The following is a 19,155-nucleotide window of genomic DNA, read 5'->3' on the forward strand; positions in this document are numbered from 1 at the left end:
GGAAGGCGGCGCGTCTTCCTATTCAGGTGAGAACTCCCCGCATGTCTGTCACAGGCAGCGGGGTTTCTTCGTTTGTGGTCTCGGTAGGCGTACATACGTTTCACCCTTTTAGACCTAGGAGACACAATCGCTGCTGAGCCTCGCATCAATGACCGCATCCGAGTGCCGGAGGTCCGACTCATCGGACCGGAAGGTGAACAAGTAGGGGTAGTTCGCACCGACGACGCCCGAAAGGTTGCGTACGAAGCCGATCTGGACCTGGTGGAGGTCGCCCCCAAGGCGAAGCCACCGGTAGTCAAGATCATGGACTACGGCAAGTACAAGTACGAGCAGGGACAGAAGGCTCGCGAGGCTCGCAAGAACCAGCAGCAGACTGTCGTCAAGGAACAGAAGTTCCGTCCGAAGATCGACGAGCACGACTACGAAACGAAAAAGGGTAACGTCGTTCGCTTCCTGGAGAAGGGCTCCAAGGTCAAGGTGACGATCATGTTCCGTGGCCGCGAGCAGTCCCGCCCGGAACTTGGCTTCCGCCTGTTGGAGCGCCTAGCTGACGATGTCGCCGAGTACGGCGCCATCCAGACCAAGCCGAAGCAGGACGGGCGGAACATGACCATGGTCTTGGCGCCCATCCGCAAGGGCAAGAAGAAGTAGACCGCAACCGAGCTGAGAAGGACTCAATACTCATGAAGCAGAAGACTCACAAGGGCACTGCCAAGCGCTTCAAGACGACCGGCAAGGGCAAGCTGCGCCGCGAGCAGGCAAACCGCCGCCACCTGCTGGAGCACAAGCCGTCCAAGCGCACCCGCCGCCTCAAGGGCTCCGTGGATGTCGCCCGCGCTGACCGCAAGCGTGTCAAGCGCCTGCTGGGCAAGGCCTAAGTTTCGGGCCTTTCCGCCCATCAGAAACTCTTCATCACCACATCAAGCACACCTACGATCTGAACTGAAGGAAGTATCACCGTGGCACGAGTAAAGCGGTCTGTTAACGGTAAGAAGAAGCGCCGCGCAATTATGAAGTCCGCCAAGGGCTACCGTGGTGCGCGCTCCCGTCGCTACCGCGTAGCCAAGGAGCAGTGGCTCCACTCCATGACTTACGCTTACCGCGACCGCCGTAAGCGTAAGGGCGAGTTCCGCAAGCTGTGGATCCAGCGCATCAACGCCGCTGCCCGCATGAACGACATCACCTACAACCGTCTCATCCACGGCCTGCGCCTGGCTGAGATCGAGGTCGACCGCAAGATCCTCGCCGACCTTGCCGTCAACGACTTCGAGACCTTCTCCACCCTGTGTGAGTCCGCCAAGGCCGCACTGCCGGAGGATGTCAACGCTCCGCAGGCTGCGTAACGCCTGACTCTTTCCCAGAGCCCCTACGGATCCCTTGAAAAGCTGATCCGTAGGGGCTCTTCGCGTGCCTTTAGCCACTGGTTGAGGGATGCGGGGAGGCGGCGGTGGCGGGAAGTAGGGTAGAGCGCATGGCACTCGACTTCGAACAGGCTTTTACGGAACGGACCCCGCGCATCGTCAATGCGGCAAAACTGCACCGCGCAGGCCAGCGGCGCAAGGCGAAAGCCTTCCTCGTGGAGGGGGAGAACGCGGTCGATGCCGCCGTGTCCACGGGCGCTGCGAAGGACCTGTTTGTCACGGAGCGAGCGGCGGAACGCTTTTCGGAGGTAGTGACAGCCGCGGGCTACATGGACGTCTACATCCACCCGATTACGGATAAAGCAGCAAAGTCGCTGAGCGATACCGCGACCACGACTGGGCTTTTCGCGGTGTGCGACCCGGTTCTGTGGAAGGCCGGGAAGATCCTCGCTGGAGGTCCTGATCTAGTTACCGTGCCGGTGGAGACTGCGGAGCCGGGAAATGCCGGCACGCTGATCCGCACCTCGGACGCGCTCGGGGCTGACGGCGTTATTTTCGCCGGCGAGACCGTGGACCCGCTGGGCTGCAAGGTGGCGCGGGCATCGGCAGGCTCGCTGTTCCACATCCCCGTCGCGCGCGAAACCAACATCAAGGACGTGCTCGGGCAGCTGCGGTCACGGCAGATGCAGGTGCTGGCCACCGCCCCGGACGGGGAGGCCGAGCTTGCCGATGTCGACCTCACCGCCCCCACCGCCTGGCTCTTCGGTAACGAAGCCCACGGGCTGGGCGAGCTGCAGGCGGAGGCGGACGTGCGGGTGCGCATCCCGCTGCGGGGGCGTGCGGAATCGCTCAACCTCGCGACCGCCGCGGCCATCTGTCTGTACGAGTCGGCACAGGCGCAGGCCGAAGCGCGGGCGGCGGAATAGGGCGCATGCCCCGCGCGGTATGATTGCCGGCGTTACGTTTCGCGCGAAGAAGGGGTTTTAAGCCACGTGTCGGATACACCCGAGATTGAACTGACCGAAGCCGCCCTGGGCGCCGCCGCGGACAAGGCGATTGCGGATTTCGATGCCGCGACCAGCCTGGAAGAACTCGCCGCCGCGCGCCGCGATCACCTAGGCGATGGCGCCTATATCCCGAAGGCTCGCCAGAGCCTCGGTACCATCCCGAAAGACCAGCGCAAAGACGCCGGTCGGGTGGTCAATATGGCCCGCGGGCGGGTGGAAAAACACTTCGCAGGCGTCAAGCAGGAGCTCGAGGAAAAGGCCCGCGCCGAGCAACTGGCGGCCGAGACGGTGGACGTCACCATCCCGACTACCCGCACCCAGACCGGCGCGCTACATCCGATTACGGCGTTGAGCGAGCGCATCGCCGATATCTTCATCGGTATGGGCTGGGAAATCGCCGATGGCCCGGAGGTGGAGGCGGAGTACTTCAACTTCGACGCCTTGAACTTCCTGCCGGATCACCCGGCCCGCACCCTGCAGGACACCTTCCACGTGTCTGACAAGGACTCTCTCCAGGTGCTGCGCACCCACACCTCGCCGGTGCAGGTGCGCACAATGCTTGAGCGCGAGGTGCCGCTCTACATCGCGTGCCCCGGCCGCGTGTTCCGCACTGACGAGCTGGATGCGACGCACACCCCGGTCTTCCACCAGGTTGAGGGCCTTGCGGTGGATAAGGGCCTGACCATGGCGCACCTGCGCGGCACGCTAGACCACCTGGCCAAGGTGCTTTTCGGCCCGGAGACGAAGACGCGGATGCGCACCAATTACTTCCCGTTCACTGAGCCGAGCGCCGAGGTGGACGTCTGGTTCCCCAACAAGAAGGGCGGCGCCGGCTGGATCGAGTGGGGTGGCTGCGGCATGGTCAACCCGAACGTCTTGCGCGCGGTGGGCGTGGATCCGGAAGAGTACACCGGCTTTGCTTTCGGCATGGGGCTGGAGCGCACGCTGCAGTTCCGCAACGGACTGACCGATATGCGCGACATGGTCGAAGGCGACGTTCGCTTCACGCTGCCGTTCGGCGTGCAGGCTTAACAAGACGACAGCAGGAAAGGGAAACTTCATGCTCATTTCACAAAGTTGGGTCACCAACCTGCTGCAGCGGGGCGGCAACCCGGATTTCTCGGTAAGCTCCGCGGAGCTCGATAGCGCCTACGTGCGCGTTGGGTTCGAAACCGAGGGCTATGCGGCCCTGCCCGAGATCGAGGGGCCGCTGGTCATCGGCCGCGTGGACGAAATCGAGGAGCTGACCGGTTTTAAAAAGCCGATTCGCTACTGCCAGATCGACGTGGGCGAGGCCAACGGCACCGGGGAAAAGCAGGGCATTATCTGCGGCGCCCGCAACTTCCGCCTCGGAGATCATGTCGTGGTGGCCCTGCCGGGTGCGGTACTGCCCGGTGGGTTCGAGATCTCTGCGCGCAAAACCTACGACCACATCTCCGCCGGCATGATGTGCTCGGCCGCTGAGCTGGGGATGGCGGCTGGTTCCGCGGGCATCATCACGCTCGCGGATACGGTGGGTGAGCCGGGCGCCGATGCCCGCCCGCTCATCGGCATGGATGACACCGTCTTTGACGTCAACATCACCCCGGACCGCGGCTACGCGCTTTCCGCACGTGGCCTGGTGCGCGAACTCGCCTCGTCGTTTGACCTGCAGTTCACGGATCCGGCCGACGATGCGGCTGTGGCGGGCATCGACACGCAGGCGGTCCCCGCGGCCGACGACGCCGCACCGGTCCAGCAGGTAGACCTGCGCCCGGAGACGAAGGCGCAGCGTTTCGGCCTGCGCAAGGTGACCGGCATCGACCCGGATGCGCGCACACCGTTCTGGATGGAGCGCGAGCTCATGCTCAGCGGCCAGCGCCCGGTGAGCCTGCCCACCGACGTGACCAACTACGTCATGCTGCTGCTTGGCCAGCCGATGCACGCCTTCGATGCCCAGCGCATCGAGGGTGATCTCACGGTGCGCCGGGCGGCGGCGGGGGAGAAGTTCGAGACCCTCGACCACGTCGAGCGCGAGCTGGACGCCGAGGACGTCGTCATCGCGGACTCCGAGCGCATTCAGTCGCTCGCCGGTGTGATGGGAGGCACGACCTCTGAAATCACCGATGCGACCACCGACGTGCTCTTCGAGGCCGCTACGTGGGATCCCATCACCGTGGCCCGCACCTCGCGGCGGCACAAGCTGTCGTCGGAGTCCTCCCGCCGTTTTGAGCGCGAGGTGGATCCGGCCATCGTCGAGGTGGCCCTGGACTATGCCTGCGCGCTGCTCGCCGAGCTTGCCGACGGCACCATCGAGGCAGGCCGCACCCTTATCGGCGAGGTCCCGCAGGCCGAGTCGATTTCCCTCGCTGCGGACAAGCCCGCGCGCTATGCCGGCGTGGACTATTCCCGCGAGACCGTTGTACGCCGTCTGCGCGAGGTGGGCTGCGAGGTCGGCGACGCCGACGACCGCCTCACCGTCACCCCGCCGACGTGGCGCGGTGATCTGACCATGGACGTCGACCTCATCGAGGAAATCCTGCGCCTGGAGGGGCTGGAGGACATCCCGTGCGTGCTGCCCACTCCGTCCGGCGGCCGGGGACTGAGCCCGCGCCAGCGCCGTCGGCGTGCGGTGGGGCACAGCCTGGCGTACTCGGGCTACGCCGAGGTGTTGCCGAGCCCCTTCATGGCCAACGACACCGCGGACGCATGGGGGCTTGCCGCCGACGACGCACGCCGCAACGCCGTCACGGTGCAAAACCCGTTGGAGGCCGACAAGGCGACGCTGGCGACCACGCTGCTGCCGGACATGCTCGAGGCCGTCTCGCGCAACGTGGCCCGGGGCCGGTCCGATCTCGCACTGTACGGGCTGCAGCAGGTGGCGTTCCGGCGTGCCGCTGCCTCCCCGATGCTCGATGTCCGCACCCGGCCGGACGATGCAGAAGTCGCCGAGCTTGTGGGCACGCTGCCGGCGCAGCCGCTGCACGTGGCCACCGTCGGAGTGGGCAACATCGAGCACTCCGGCCCGTGGGGCGAGGGGCGCGCGTATTCGTACGCGGATGCGATCGAGTCTGCCCGCGTGGTCGCCCGCGCCTGCGGTCTGGAACTTGAGGTGGCCGCGGCGGACGAGCTGCCGTGGCACCCGGGCCGCTGCGCCGCGCTGAAGGCGGGCGGCGAAGTGGTCGGTTGTGCCGGCGAACTGCACCCGCAGGTGCTGAAGAAGCTCAATCTGCCGCCGCGCACCTGTGCCATGGAGCTGGATCTTTCCGCGCTGCCGATGGAAGAGAACTTCCCGGCGCCCGCGCTGTCCGCCTACCCGGCGTTGCACCAGGACATCGCCCTCGTCGTGGACGAGTCGATCCCGGCAGAGGACGTCCGCGCGGTGCTGCGCGAAGGGGCGGGCGACCTGCTCGAGGACGTCACGGTCTTCGACGTCTTCCGCGGAGACCAGCTCGGCGCCGACAAGAAGTCACTGGCCTTCCAGCTGGTCTTCCGCGCGGCTGATCGCACGCTGACCGACGAAGAAGCTAACGAGCACCGCCTGGCGGCCGCGGAGCTGGCCAAGGAGCGCTTGGGTGCAGAAATGCGCGCGTAGGTAGCTCCCGCCGTGCGGGCTCCGCGCGGCCGCCCCCCCGTGTGATAAGGGCCACCCTCTTTAGAGGGTGGCCCTTTTTTCGTGCCGTCCGGTTGTATACCCGCCTTAGCTGTGTGAACGTAGATACTGAAACGTGTGAGTGTTTCGGCAGTCACAATACGGGCGTCATGTGTAATACTCGTGCAATGACGTTTAGACGTAGATCACAGGAGGTTGGTGCATGAGTTCACAACCAACTCCGCATGAATCGAGTAAGCACGTCTTTTCTTCTGAGGACTCCGGTCTCCAGAAGGGGATGGGCCGCCGACAGCTACAGATGATTGCCATGGGTTCGGCCATCGGTACCGGTCTTTTGCTGGGTACCGGTGGCCGCCTTGAGGTAGCCGGTCCGTTCCTCGCCGTGCTCTACCTCATTTGTGGATTTTTCGGATACCTCATTCTCCGGGCTCTGGGCGAGCTCATCTGCTACCGCCCGAGCTCGGGTTCTTTCGTGTCGTACGCCCGCGAGTTCTATGGCGAGAAGCAGGCCTTCGTCACCGGTTGGCTCTATTGGGGCAACTGGGCGATGACCCTGGTGGCGGACGGCACCGCCGTCGCCCTGTACATCAAGTGGTTCGGCCAGTACTTCGGGTGGATCAACTCCATCCCGCAGTGGCTCCTTACGCTGGGCGTGGTGGGCTTTACGCTCCTGTTCAACATGGTCTCGGTCAAGATCTTCGGCGAGCTCGAGTTCTGGTTCTCGCTCATCAAGATCGTCGGCCTGAGCGTATTCATGCTCATCGCCATCGGCGTTGTCATCTTCGGCCACCCGGCCGGCTCTCCCACGGGCTTCAGCCTTATCGGAGACGCAGGCGGGTGGCTTCCTAATGGCCTGCTTCCGGCCATCGTCGTCGTCCAGGGCGTCGTCTTCGCCTACGCCGGCATCGAGCTGGTGGGCACCACCTCCGGCGAGACCAAGGACGTGGAAAAGCACGTGCCCAAGGCGGTCAACAGCGTCCTGTTCCGCATTTTCTTCTTCTACTTCGGCTCCGTGCTGCTGCTGACCCTCGTGCTGCCGTACACCGAGTACGTCGAAGAGGTCTCGCCGTTTGTCACGTTCTTTGAGTCGCTCGGCATCGGGGCAGCGGCACCTATCTTCCAGCTGGTGCTCATCACCGCGGCGCTGTCCTCGCTCAACGCGGGCCTGTATTCGACGGGCCGCATTATGTACAACATGTCGCAGGCGGGCTCCGCGCCGAAGTTCGGCATGCGGATGTCCAAGTCTGGCGTGCCGTACGGCGGCATCGTCATGGCGGCGCTGGTCGCCCTGGCCGGCGTCTTCCTGAACTTCATTGTGCCGGAGAAGGCCTTCGAGGTCGTGTTGAACTTGGCCGCGCTGGGCACCATGGCGTCGTGGGCGGCCATCGTTTTGGCGCACATGAAGTTCGTATCCCTGGCCAAGGAGGGCCGCTACACCCGACCGCACTACCGCACGCCGTTCGGTACGGCGGGTGACTGGGCGACTCTGGCCTTCTTGGGTGTCGTGCTGGTCCTCATGGCCTTCGACTACCCGATTGGCACTTGGTCGCTGGTCGCGTCGGTGGCTCTCATTCCCATCTTCGCGGCCATGTGGTTCGCCTGGCGTGGCCGGATCGCGCGCATCGCTGAGGAGCGACGCACGAAGCACCTGTCCACGTCGAGCTTCCCGGTTGCCGCAACCGGCTCGCTCCGGTTGCGTCCGTCGCGGGAGCGTCCGACGCGCGAGCTCATCGCGCAGAAGTTGCCGCGGCGCAGGCGCAAATAGACCGCTGTTCGCACAGAGTTACTCTCACCACCTACGAAAGGAATTCCTCATGGTTAAGTTTGTCGATGTCAACAACATGGCCCGCTGGATCCAGCGCGATGGTGTGGAAAACATCATCACCGGCATGGTCGGCTACCTCGAGCGCGACTACAAGCGCTGGGAGCTGTTCCACAAGATCCCGCGCGTCGCGTCCCACACCCCGTTCGGCGTCATCGAGCTCATGCCTACGTCCGATGGCGAAGAGTACTCCTTCAAGTACGTCAACGGTCACCCGTCCAACCCGGCCCGCGGCTTCCAGACCGTGACGGCCTTCGGCTTGCTTGCCGATGTCGACAACGGCTACCCGACCTTCGAGTCCGAAATGACCCTGCTCACCGCGCTCCGCACCGCTGCGACGTCCGCGATGGTGGCGAAGCACCTGGCGCGCAAGGATTCCAAGACCATGGCGATGATCGGTGCTGGCTCCCAGTCCGAGTTCCAGGCGCTCGGGTTCCGTGGCGTGCTGGGCATCGAGGACATCGCCATCTACGACATCGATGATGAGGCAGTGGAAAAGTTCCGCCGCAACCTCGAGCCGCTCGGCTTCAACATCGTCGTCTGCAAGAGCGTCGACGAGGCGGTTCTCGGCGCCGACATCATCACCACCTGCACTGCGGATAAGGCGCAGAACCAGATCCTGGCCGACAAGCACGTTGCACCGGGCGTCCACCTGAACGCGGTCGGCGGCGACTGCCCGGGCAAGACCGAGCTCGAGGCGTCCATCCTGGACAAGTCCAAGGTCTTCGTCGAGTTCCCGGAGCAGACCCGCATCGAGGGCGAGATCCAGCAGATGGCCGACGATTTCCCGGTCGTGGAGTTCTGGAAGGTGCTCACCGGCGAGGAAACTGGCCGCGACTCCGATGACCAGATCACCCTCTTCGACGACGTCGGATTCGCCATCAACGACTTCTCGGCGCTGCGCTACCTGCGTGACGCCGTGGCCGGCAGCGACCTGGAGACCGACATCGACATCGTGGCGAACCCGGACGATCCGAAGGATCTCTTCTCGCTCGTCGCAAACGTGCCGTCGCTCATCTAGAAGCTCTTGCGAGCGGTGCGCCGCTTAGTGCACCGCCGCCGGTTCATTTTTTACCCGCAGTACAACGGTGCCTTCCGGGGTCTACGCGGCCCCGCCTGCGCCTGGTGCTGCGGGTTTCTTCATGTAAACGCACGGGATAATGTGTTTGCCTTCACGCTGTCGAGTGTATAGTATTGCTCGCAGTGAATCATTTCCATACATAGAAGGAGAGTGACCTCGATGGGTGCACGTGTGGTTCTTGCCTACTCCGGCGGCCTAGATACGTCTGTCGCCATCCCGTACCTGGCCAAGCAGACCGGCGGTGACGTCGTCGCCGTGTCCTTGGATCTCGGGCAGGGCGGCGAGGATATGGAGTCCGTGCGCCAGCGAGCTCTCGACTGCGGCGCCGTGGAGTCCATCGTCGTCGACGCGAAAGACGAATTTGTCAACGAATACTGCCTGCCGGCCATTCAGGCCAACGGCATGTACATGAAGCAGTATCCGCTGGTGTCCGCCCTGTCGCGGCCGCTCATCACGAAGCATCTGGTGAAGGCCGCGCAGGAGCACGGCGGCACGCATGTCTCGCACGGCTGCACCGGCAAGGGAAACGACCAGGTCCGGTTCGAGTGCTCCTTCCGGGCGCTCGATCCGAGCCTGGACATCATCGCGCCGGCGCGTGATTATGCCTGGACCCGCGACAAAGCCATCGCCTTCGCCGAGGAGATCGATTTGCCGATCGAGCAGACCGCGGAGTCGCCGTTTTCCATCGATCAGAACGTCTGGGGGCGCGCGGTAGAAACCGGCTTTCTGGAAGACCTGTGGAACGCCCCGACGAAGGACGTCTACGCCTACACCGAAGATCCCGGGCTGGGTAACGCCCCGGATGAGGTCATCGTCTCGTTCGACAAGGGTGTGCCGGTCGCCATTGACGGCAAGAAGGTGAGCGTCCTGCAGGCGATCGAGGAGCTGAACCAGCGTGGCGGTGCCCAGGGCGTCGGCCGGTTGGACATGGTGGAAGACCGGCTCGTCGGCATCAAGTCCCGCGAGGTCTACGAGGCGCCGGGCGCGATGATCCTCATCAAGGCGCACGAGGCCTTGGAAGACATCACCCTGGAGCGTGAGCTCGCGCGGTACAAGCGGCTCACGGACGCCCGGTGGTCCGAGGAGGTCTACGACGGTCTGTGGTACTCACCGCTCAAGCGGGCTCTCGACGCCTTCACTTTAAGCAGCCAGGACAAGGTCAGCGGTGATATCCGGATGGTGCTGCACAACGGCACCGCCACCGTCACCGGCCGGCGCTCCCCGGAGTCGCTGTACGACTACAGCTTGGCCACTTACGATTCCGGTGACGCCTTCGATCAGTCCTCCGCGAAGGGCTTCGTCCAGCTCCACGGCTTGTCCATGCAGATGGCCAACCAGCGTGACCGGGACGGCGGTTTCCCCACGGATGCCGCTAGCCTGACGGACAAGAACGACGACTAAAGCGAGCTTGACGGGGTAGTAAGAAATGGCAGAACAGCACAAGACGAACGAAGGCGCGCTGTGGGGCGGCCGGTTCTCGGGTGGTCCGTCCGAGACCATGGCCGCGTTGTCGGTCTCGACTCACTTTGACTGGGTGCTTGCCCCCTACGACGTGCTGGCCTCCAAGGCGCACGCCCGGGTGCTGCACAAGGCAGGGCTGCTTTCCGATGCCGACTTCGACACCATGTTGGCCGGTCTCGACCAACTGGGCAGGGATGTCGAGTCAGGAGACTTTACCCCGGGGCCTGCGGACGAGGATGTCCACGGTGCGATGGAGCGCGGACTCATCGAGCGGGTCGGCCCGGAGGTCGGTGGGCGGCTGCGTGCCGGTCGCTCCCGGAACGATCAGGTTGCCACCCTCTTCCAGATGTGGGTGCGCGACGCGATTCGCGATGTCGCCGTGCAGGTAACGGATCTGGTGGGGGCCATCGTCAAGCAGGCGGAACGCCACCCGGACGCAATCATGCCGGGCAAGACGCACTCGCAGGCGGCGCAGCCGATTTTGCTGGCGCACTCGCTGCTGGCGCACGCCCAGCCGCTGTTGCGTGACATCGATAGGCTCCGCGACTTGGATTCCCGCCTGGCTGTGTCACCGTACGGTTCCGGCGCGCTCGCGGGCTCGTCGCTGGCGCTGAACCCAGAGGCCATTGCTGCAGAGCTCGGATTCGATTCCGCGGCGGAAAACTCGCTCGATGCGACCAGCTCGCGCGATTTCGCGGCCGAGACCGCGTTCGTCCTCGCGCAAATCGCCATCGATATGTCGCGGTTCGCCGAAGAGATCATTTACTGGTGCACTCCGGAGTACGGCTACGTCACGCTTGACGATGCCTGGTCGACCGGTTCGTCCATCATGCCGCAGAAGAAGAACCCGGATATCCCAGAGCTCGTGCGCGGCAAGACCGGGCGCCTCATCGGTAATCTCACCGGCCTTTTGGCCACGCTGAAGGCGCAGCCGTTGGCCTACAACCGCGACCTGCAGGAGGACAAGGAGCCGATTGTGGATTCGGTGGCTCAGCTCAACCTCCTCCTGCCGGCCATGACCGGGTTGGTGGACACGCTGGAATTCAACGAGCAGCGCATGCGCGAGCTCGCTCCGCGCGGCTACACCCTCGCGACCGACCTCGCGGAGTGGATGGTGCGCCAAGGAGTTCCCTTCCGGGAAGCCCACGAGGCGTCGGGCGCCTGCGTCCAGATTGCCGAAAAGCGCGGGGTCGATCTCATCGATCTCACCGACGAGGAGCTGGCGGGTGTCGATGCCCGCCTGACCCCCGAGGTGCGTACCGTACTGACCATCGACGGGGCAGTGGCCTCGCGCGACACGAAGGGCGGCACTGCCCAAAGCCAGGTCGATGAGCAGCGCGCCGCGGTCGAGAAACTCAACGCAAAGTTCCGCGCGTGGGCGAAGACCGCGGTGCGTCAAGCGCGGTAGAACGCGTGCGGTAGACTCTCCGCCATGAGTCTGGATCCGACGTTGCTGGACATCCTCGTGTGCCCAGAGGACAAAGGGCCTCTGGAATATCACGAGGATGAGCAGGTTTTAGTCAACCCGCGGCTGGGTAAGGCCTATCCCATCGAGGATGGCATTCCAGTCATGCTGGTTGATGAGGCCCGCGACTGGCCGCAGCGCTAAAACCGCGCTGCTAAGGCGTACGCACGCACGTACTGAAAAGACGTACTGAAAACGGTAGAGGGAAGGAAACGGATTCGGTGGCGGCCGACAACATTATTGATGAACTGCAGTGGCGCGGACTGATCAACCAGTCCACGGATGTCGATGAGCTCCGTGCAGCATGTGAAGAGCCGATCACCCTTTACTGCGGTTTCGATCCCACCGGCGATTCTTTGCACGCCGGGCACCTCGTGCCGATGATTCTGCTGCGTCGCTTCCAGGAGTTCGGCCACAACCCGGTGCTGCTTGCCGGCGGTGCGACCGGCTTCATCGGGGATCCGCGCGACGTGGGGGAGCGGTCCATGCTCAGCGAAGAAGCGCTGCAGCACAACCTGGAATCCATCAAGGGGCAGCTGCGCCGGTTTGTTGACTTCGACGGCGACAACCCGGCGCAGCTGGTCAACAACGCGGACTGGACGATGAACGTGTCGGTGGTGGAGTTCCTGCGCGACATCGGCAAGAACTTCTCACTCAACACCATGCTTGACCGGGAGACGGTCAAGCGCCGCCTGGAATCCGATGGGATCTCCTACACGGAGTTTTCCTACATGCTCCTGCAGGCTAACGACTACTTGCACCTCCACCGCGAAGCAGGTTGCGACCTGCAGATCGGTGGCGGTGACCAGTGGGGCAACATCGTCTCCGGCGTGGATCTTATCCGGCGCGTGACCGGCGACCGGGTGCACGGCATGACCGTACCGCTGGTGACGGACGCGCAGGGCAAGAAGTTTGGCAAGTCCACCGGTGGCGGCAAGCTCTGGCTCGACCCGGACAAGACGAGTGCGTACTCCTGGTACCAGTACTTCCTCAACGCAGGCGATTCCGTGGTTATCGACTACCTGCGCCGTTTCACTTTCCTTAGCCAGGAGGAAATTGAGGAGTACGCCCGCACGGTGGAAGAAGAGCCGTACAAGCGCGCGGCTCAGCGCCGGCTGGCGCAGGAAATGACGGACATGGTCCACGGCGCTGACGCGACCCGCGCGGTGGAGCAGGCTGCCCAGGCCTTGTTCGGTCGAGGTGAGCTGGCGGATCTCGATGAGCGCACCCTCGCCGGCGCGCTCCAAGAGACGGAGGTCGCTGAGCTGGGTGCCGACGATCCGCGGACGATCGTCGATCTTCTCGTAGCCTCCGGGTTGGTCGACTCCAAGGGCGCGGCCCGCCGCACCGTGAAGGAAGGCGGTGCCTACGTCAACAACCAGCGCATTTCCGATGCCGAGTGGCAGCCGGATGAGTCCGATCTGCTGCACGGCAGCTGGCTCGTGCTGCGCAAGGGCAAGAAGAACTTCGCCGGTACGCGCCTGTCGTAGTCGCAGCGAAAGCCGTCACCGTCCTGGCCTTAGGGCTGGGTCACCGTGAGCCGTCGTGGGTGTGTGTGCCTGCGGCGGCTTTTGTTGTTGTGGTTGTGGGTTAGTTTTGTGGGTTTGTGCTGGGGATTTGTGTTGTGTTGTTGGGGTGTGTAACTTAGTTCGAGTCGCCGCGAGGTAGCCGAGAGGTTAACGGGCGGTGACGGTGAAATAATTTTGAGATGAAGTGGTTTGCTTCCGGTTGTTGTTGGTGGTAAGCTTCTTCGGGCTTGCATTTTGCTCGGATGGTTTGTTCGGGTGGGTGTGGGTTGTGATGTGTGAGAACTCAATAGTGTGCCAATGTTTGTTTTGGCCAGCCCCTGGTTTTCCTCGTTGATTGTGGGGGTTGGTTTGTTTGGTAATTTTTTTGCTGGGTGTCAGGCTCTTTTGGGCTTTGATGTCTCACAATTTTTTGTGGAGAGTTTGATCCTGGCTCAGGACGAACGCTGGCGGCGTGCTTAACACATGCAAGTCGAACGGAAAGGCTCCAGCTTGCTGGAGTACTCGAGTGGCGAACGGGTGAGTAACACGTGGGTGATCTGCCCTGCACTTCGGGATAAGCCTGGGAAACTGGGTCTAATACCGGATAGGACCGCACTTTGGTGTGTGTGGTGGAAAGGTTTTTTCTGGTGTGGGATGAGCTCGCGGCCTATCAGTTTGTTGGTGGGGTAATGGCCTACCAAGACGGCGACGGGTAGCCGGCCTGAGAGGGTGGACGGTCACATTGGGACTGAGATACGGCCCAGACTCCTACGGGAGGCAGCAGTGGGGAATATTGCACAATGGGGGAAACCCTGATGCAGCGACGCCGCGTGGGGGATGAAGGCCTTCGGGTTGTAAACTCCTTTCGCTAGGGACGAAGCTTTTTGTGACGGTACCTGGAGAAGAAGCACCGGCTAACTACGTGCCAGCAGCCGCGGTAATACGTAGGGTGCGAGCGTTGTCCGGAATTACTGGGCGTAAAGGGCTCGTAGGTGGTGTGTCGCGTCGTCTGTGAAATTCCGGGGCTTAACTCCGGGCGTGCAGGCGATACGGGCATGCTTGAGTGCTGTAGGGGTAGCTGGAATGCCTGGTGTAGCGGTGAAATGCGCAGATATCAGGCAGAACGCCGATGGCGAAGGCAGGTTACTGGGCAGTTACTGACGCTGAGGAGCGAAAGCATGGGTAGCGAACAGGATTAGATACCCTGGTAGTCCATGCCGTAAACGGTGGGCGCTAGGTGTGAGGCCCTTCCACGGGTTTCGTGCCGTAGCTAACGTGTTAAGCGCCCCGCCTGGGGAGTACGGCCGCAAGGCTAAAACTCAAAGGAATTGACGGGGGCCCGCACAAGCGGCGGAGCATGTGGATTAATTCGATGCAACGCGAAGAACCTTACCTGGGCTTGACATGCACCAGACAGGCGTAGAGATACGTTTTCCCTTTGTGGTTGGTGTACAGGTGGTGCATGGTTGTCGTCAGCTCGTGTCGTGAGATGTTGGGTTAAGTCCCGCAACGAGCGCAACCCTTGTCTTATGTTGCCAGCATTTGGTTGGGGACTCATGAGAGACTGCCGGGGTTAACTCGGAGGAAGGTGGGGATGACGTCAAATCATCATGCCCCTTATGTCCAGGGCTTCACACATGCTACAATGGTCGGTACAACGCGTGGCGATACTGTGAGGTGGAGCTAATCGCTTGAAAGCCGGTCGTAGTTCGGATTGGGGTCTGCAACTCGACCCCATGAAGTCGGAGTCGCTAGTAATCGCAGATCAGCAATGCTGCGGTGAATACGTTCCCGGGCCTTGTACACACCGCCCGTCACGTCATGAAAGTTGGTAACACCCGAAGCCGGTGGCCCAAACTTGTTAGGGAGCCGTCGAAGGTGGGATCGGCGATTGGGACGAAGTCGTAACAAGGTAGCCGTACCGGAAGGTGCGGCTGGATCACCTCCTTTCTAAGGAGCTTTATTTTTGTGGTCTGCAGTTGCAGGCTGTGTTGGTGGTTTGTGGATCCGGTTGTGGTTCCGCCACCTTTTGTGGACGCCTGCATCACGCCGTGAATGAGTGTGTGGTTGTGGGTGCGTGGCCAGCCTGGTCAGGCCAATGGGCTGTGGTTGGTAATGAGGACACGGTTAATTTTTTTCTTTTGGCAAATGTTGGTGCATTGTTGGGTGTCTGGGGCATCATGTCCCTTTATTGTGTGCCCATTCTGGTGGTGCCGCCACGTTGTTTGTGTGTGGTGGTTGCTTCTGGGGTGGGGTGGTGTGTGAGAACTGTATAGTGGACGCGAGCATCTGAATACGTGCAACATGCTGCATGTGACTGGTCATACGTGTGTGTGGCTGGTTGTGTGTGGGTGTGTTGTTTGTGTGTGTGATGTGATTATTTTTTGTGTGTTGTTGGGTCATCTTGGTGTGTTGTCGTTGAGGCGCATGGTGGATGCCTTGGCATGCTGAGCCGATGAAGGACGTGCTAGGCCGCGATAGGCCTCGGGGAGTTGTCAAAGGAGCGTTGATCCGAGGGTGTCCGAATGGGGAAACCTACTGCCTGTTATTGGGTGGTACCAGCTCGTGAATGTATAGCGGGTGTGGGGGTTACGCGGGGAAGTGAAACATCTCAGTACCCGTAGGAGAAGGAAATAATATTTTATGATTCTGCTAGTAGCGGCGAGCGAACGTGGATGTGGCTAAACCGTGTGTGTGTGATACGTGGCAGTGGTTGCGCATGCGGTGTTGTTGGGATTGATGTGTCTGGGTCTGCCAGCCTGGAGCATGGCTGCGACAGTTAGGTGAACTGGCCTGGGATGGTCGACCGGAGCAGGTGAGAGTCCTGTAGCTGAAGGCTGTGTGTGGTTGTGTTGTGTCTTTTCCCGAGTAGCAACGGGCTCGTGGAATCTGTTGTGAATCTGCCGGGACCACCCGGTAAGCCGAAATACTCAGTGTGACCGATAGTGGATAGTACCGTGAGGGAATGGTGAAAAGTACCCCGGGAGGGGAGTGAAATAGTTCCTGAAACTGTGTGCTGACAATCCGTCAGAGCACCTTTGTGTGTGTGATGGCGTGCCTTTTGAAGAATGAGCCTGCGAGTTTGCGGCATGTCGCGAGGTTAACCCGTGTGTGGGGTAGCCGTAGGGAAACCGAATCCTAATGGGGTGTTTTTAGTGGTGTGTCCAAGACCCGAAGCGGGGTGATCTACCCATGGCCAGTGTGAAGCAATTGTAAGAGGTTGTGGAGGCGCGAACCCACGTAGGTTGAAAACTGCGGGGATGAGTTGTGGGTAGGGGTGAAAGGCTAATCAAACTCCGTGATAGCTGGTTCTCCCCGAAATGCATTTAGGTGCAGCGTCGCACGTTAGGCCTTGTGGAGGTAGAGCTACTGGTTGGTTGAGCGGGACTATCATCTTAGCAACATCAGCCAAACTCCGAATGCCATAAGTGTTGGTGCGGCAGTGAGTCTGTGGGGGATAAGCTCCATGGTCGCGAGGGATACAGCCCAGATCGCCGGTTAAGGCCCCTAAGGGTGTGCTAAGTGGGAAAGGATGTGGGATCGCGAAGACAGCCAGGAGGTTGGCTTAGAAGCAGCCATCCTTGAAAGAGTGCGTAATAGCTCACTGGTCGAGTGGTTCTGCGCCGATAATGTAGTGGGGCTCAAGCACACCGCCGAAGCCGCGGCAAGCAACTTTTTGTTGTTTGGGTAGGGGAGCGTCGTGCATGTGGTGAAGCCATACTGTAAGGAGTGGTGGAATGTGTGCGAGTGAGAATGCAGGCATGAGTAACGAATTGTAAGGTGAGAATCCTTACCGCCGGATGACTAAGGGTTCCTGGGTCAAGTTCGTCTTCCCAGGGTGAGTCGGGACCTAAGGCGAGGCCGACAGGCGTAGTCGATGGATAACCAGTTGATATTCTGGTACCCGTAAACACGCGCCCCTGGTAAAGCAGTGATACTAACCACCAAACACATACTGACTTTCGCTGCACCTTTCGGGGTGTGGTTGTTGGTGTGTGTGCGGTGGGGCCTTATCTGTGGTCCACGTGATGGGGTGACGCATCAGGGCAGCCACGCCGCTTAGTGGATTGTTGGTGTAAGCGCATCGAGCGTGCAGGCTAGGCAAATCCGGTCTGTGTTATGCGTGAGGCGTGATGCATAGACCCTTTTTTGGGTTGAATGTGGTGTGCTTGTGGTGTCGAGAAAAGCCTCTAGCGATGTGTGTTTATGGCCCGTACCCGAAACCGACACAGGTAGTCAGGTTGAGCATACTAAGGCGTTCGGGTGAACTGTGGTTAAGGAATTCGGCAAAATGCCCCCGTAACTTCGGGAGATGGGGGGCCCACCTGGTGGTGGGTCGCAGAGAATAGAGGGGTCCGACTGTTTATCAAAAACACAGGTCTATGCGAAGACGGTAAGTTGATGTATATGGACTGACGCCTGCCCGGTGCTGGAAGGTTACGAGGACCTGTTAGACCCGTTTGGGTCGAAGCGGAGAATTTAAGCCCCAGTAAACGGCGGTGGTAACTATAACCATCCTAAGGTAGCGAAATTCCTTGTCGGGTAAGTTCCGACCTGCACGAATGGCGTAACGAGACCTCTGCTGTCTCAACCACAGGCCCGGTGAAATTGCATTACGAGTGAAGATGCTCGTTACGCGCGGCAGGACGAAAAGACCCCGGGACCTTCACTATAGCTTGGTATTGCCAGTCGGTTCGGTTTGTGTAGGATAGGTGGGAGACTATGAAGCTATCACGCTAGTGGTGGTGGAGTCGTTGGTGAAATACCACTCTGGCCGGATTGGCTGTCTAACCTTGGCCCATGATCTGGGTTGGGGACAGTGCCTGGTGGGTAGTTTAACTGGGGCGGTTGCCTCCTAAATGGTAACGGAGGCGCCCAAAGGTTCCCTCAGCCTGGTTGGCAATCAGGTGTTGAGTGTAAGTGCACAAGGGAGCTTGACTGTGAGACAGACATGTCGAGCAGGGACGAAAGTCGGGACTAGTGATCCGGCACCTACTTGTGGATGTGGTGTCGCTCATCGGATAAAAGGTACCCCGGGGATAACAGGCTGATCTTCCCCAAGAGTTCATATCGACGGGATGGTTTGGCACCTCGATGTCGGCTCGTCGCATCCTGGGGCTGGAGTAGGTCCCAAGGGTTGGGCTGTTCGCCCATTAAAGCGGCACGCGAGCTGGGTTCAGAACGTCGTGAGACAGTTCGGTCTCTATCCGCCGCGCGCGTGGAAACTTGAAGAAATCCGTCCCTAGTACGAGAGGACCGGGACGGACGTACCTCTAGTGTGCCAGTTATCCCGCCAGGGGTATGGCTGGTTGGCTACGTACGGGAAGGATAACCGCTGAAAGCATCTAAGCGGGAAGCCTGTTCTAAGATGAGGTTTCATACTTGAGGCGCCCTATAGACTATGGGGTTGATAGGCCAGATCTGGACGCGTGGTAACACGTGAAGGTGACTGGTACTAATCCGCCGAACAAACACAACTAAAACAAAAAAGACCCACACAACACAGTCGGGTCACAATCACACCATTTTGGTTTCGCGTCCACTATGCAGTATCTGACACACCACCCAAAGGTGCGCACACAAACAAAATAATGACATGGACAAGCCCTTATAGGTTTGTCGGTGGTGATAGTGGCAGGGCAACGCCCGGTACCCATTCCGAACCCGGAAGCTAAGCCTGCCCACGCTGATGGTACTGCACCCGCCAGGGTGTGGGAGAGTAAGTAACCGCCGACACCACACAACACAACAACTCAATACAACCCGGAGGGGGAGAAACACCAACCAACCACACGGCTGGTTCGTGTTTCTCCCCCTCCTTTTTCCATGTCCTCAGCCCCCCAGTTGTGCCGTGTGAC

12 protein-coding genes and 3 rRNA genes are annotated in these 19,155 nt (G+C 61.2%); all 15 read left to right on the forward strand.

Features of this window, described 5'->3' with window-relative positions; all coding sequences use genetic code 11:
- Positions 1 to 93: 93 nt before the first annotated feature.
- Positions 94 to 651 carry a translation initiation factor IF-3 gene (gene infC, locus CMASS_RS04975; protein WP_033399705.1) on the forward strand — a complete coding sequence of 186 codons (558 nt, stop codon included), beginning with the start codon at positions 94 to 96 and terminating at the stop codon, positions 649 to 651.
- 32 nt (positions 652 to 683) lie between these two features.
- A complete protein-coding gene (gene rpmI, locus CMASS_RS04980) occupies positions 684 to 878 on the forward strand; it encodes a 50S ribosomal protein L35 (protein WP_022863670.1) in 195 nt (64 codons plus the stop codon).
- 81 nt (positions 879 to 959) lie between these two features.
- Positions 960 to 1,343, forward strand: coding sequence for a 50S ribosomal protein L20 (rplT, locus tag CMASS_RS04985; protein ID WP_022863669.1), 384 nt, complete (start codon positions 960 to 962; stop codon positions 1,341 to 1,343).
- A gap of 128 nt (positions 1,344 to 1,471) precedes the next feature.
- Positions 1,472 to 2,287, forward strand: a complete 816-nt coding sequence (locus tag CMASS_RS04990; RefSeq protein ID WP_022863668.1) for a TrmH family RNA methyltransferase — start codon at positions 1,472 to 1,474, stop codon at positions 2,285 to 2,287.
- Between the two features lie 66 nt (positions 2,288 to 2,353).
- A complete protein-coding gene (gene pheS, locus CMASS_RS04995) occupies positions 2,354 to 3,400 on the forward strand; it encodes a phenylalanine--tRNA ligase subunit alpha (protein ID WP_022863667.1) in 1,047 nt (348 codons plus the stop codon).
- A 28-nt stretch (positions 3,401 to 3,428) separates the two neighbouring features.
- Positions 3,429 to 5,942 (forward strand): phenylalanine--tRNA ligase subunit beta, encoded by a 2,514-nt coding sequence (pheT, locus tag CMASS_RS05000; protein WP_022863666.1) that lies wholly within the window; start codon positions 3,429 to 3,431, stop codon positions 5,940 to 5,942.
- 220 nt (positions 5,943 to 6,162) lie between these two features.
- Positions 6,163 to 7,725 (forward strand): amino acid permease, encoded by a 1,563-nt coding sequence (locus CMASS_RS05005; protein WP_022863665.1) that lies wholly within the window; start codon positions 6,163 to 6,165, stop codon positions 7,723 to 7,725.
- A 49-nt stretch (positions 7,726 to 7,774) separates the two neighbouring features.
- Positions 7,775 to 8,803, forward strand: coding sequence for an ornithine cyclodeaminase (locus CMASS_RS05010; RefSeq protein WP_022863664.1), 1,029 nt, complete (start codon positions 7,775 to 7,777; stop codon positions 8,801 to 8,803).
- Between the two features lie 219 nt (positions 8,804 to 9,022).
- Positions 9,023 to 10,264 carry an argininosuccinate synthase gene (locus tag CMASS_RS05015; protein WP_022863663.1) on the forward strand — a complete coding sequence of 414 codons (1,242 nt, stop codon included), beginning with the start codon at positions 9,023 to 9,025 and terminating at the stop codon, positions 10,262 to 10,264.
- 25 nt (positions 10,265 to 10,289) lie between these two features.
- Positions 10,290 to 11,732: an argininosuccinate lyase gene (gene argH / locus CMASS_RS05020; RefSeq protein WP_022863662.1), complete on the forward strand. Its 1,443-nt coding sequence runs from the start codon at positions 10,290 to 10,292 to the stop codon at positions 11,730 to 11,732.
- A 24-nt stretch (positions 11,733 to 11,756) separates the two neighbouring features.
- A complete protein-coding gene (locus CMASS_RS05025) occupies positions 11,757 to 11,933 on the forward strand; it encodes a Trm112 family protein (protein ID WP_022863661.1) in 177 nt (58 codons plus the stop codon).
- Positions 11,934 to 12,010: 77 nt separating this feature from the next.
- Positions 12,011 to 13,279, forward strand: coding sequence for a tyrosine--tRNA ligase (gene tyrS / locus CMASS_RS05030; protein ID WP_022863660.1), 1,269 nt, complete (start codon positions 12,011 to 12,013; stop codon positions 13,277 to 13,279).
- A 447-nt stretch (positions 13,280 to 13,726) separates the two neighbouring features.
- Positions 13,727 to 15,247, forward strand: a 16S ribosomal RNA gene (locus tag CMASS_RS05035).
- Between the two features lie 456 nt (positions 15,248 to 15,703).
- Positions 15,704 to 18,777: ribosomal RNA gene (locus CMASS_RS05040) — 23S ribosomal RNA — on the forward strand.
- 138 nt (positions 18,778 to 18,915) lie between these two features.
- Positions 18,916 to 19,033 (forward strand): 5S ribosomal RNA (gene rrf / locus CMASS_RS05045).
- The 16S, 23S and 5S rRNA genes sit together here, the layout of an rRNA operon.
- Positions 19,034 to 19,155: the final 122 nt, after the last annotated feature.

This window comes from Corynebacterium massiliense DSM 45435 (genome assembly GCF_028609805.1).
GTDB classification, from domain to species: domain Bacteria; phylum Actinomycetota; class Actinomycetes; order Mycobacteriales; family Mycobacteriaceae; genus Corynebacterium; species Corynebacterium massiliense.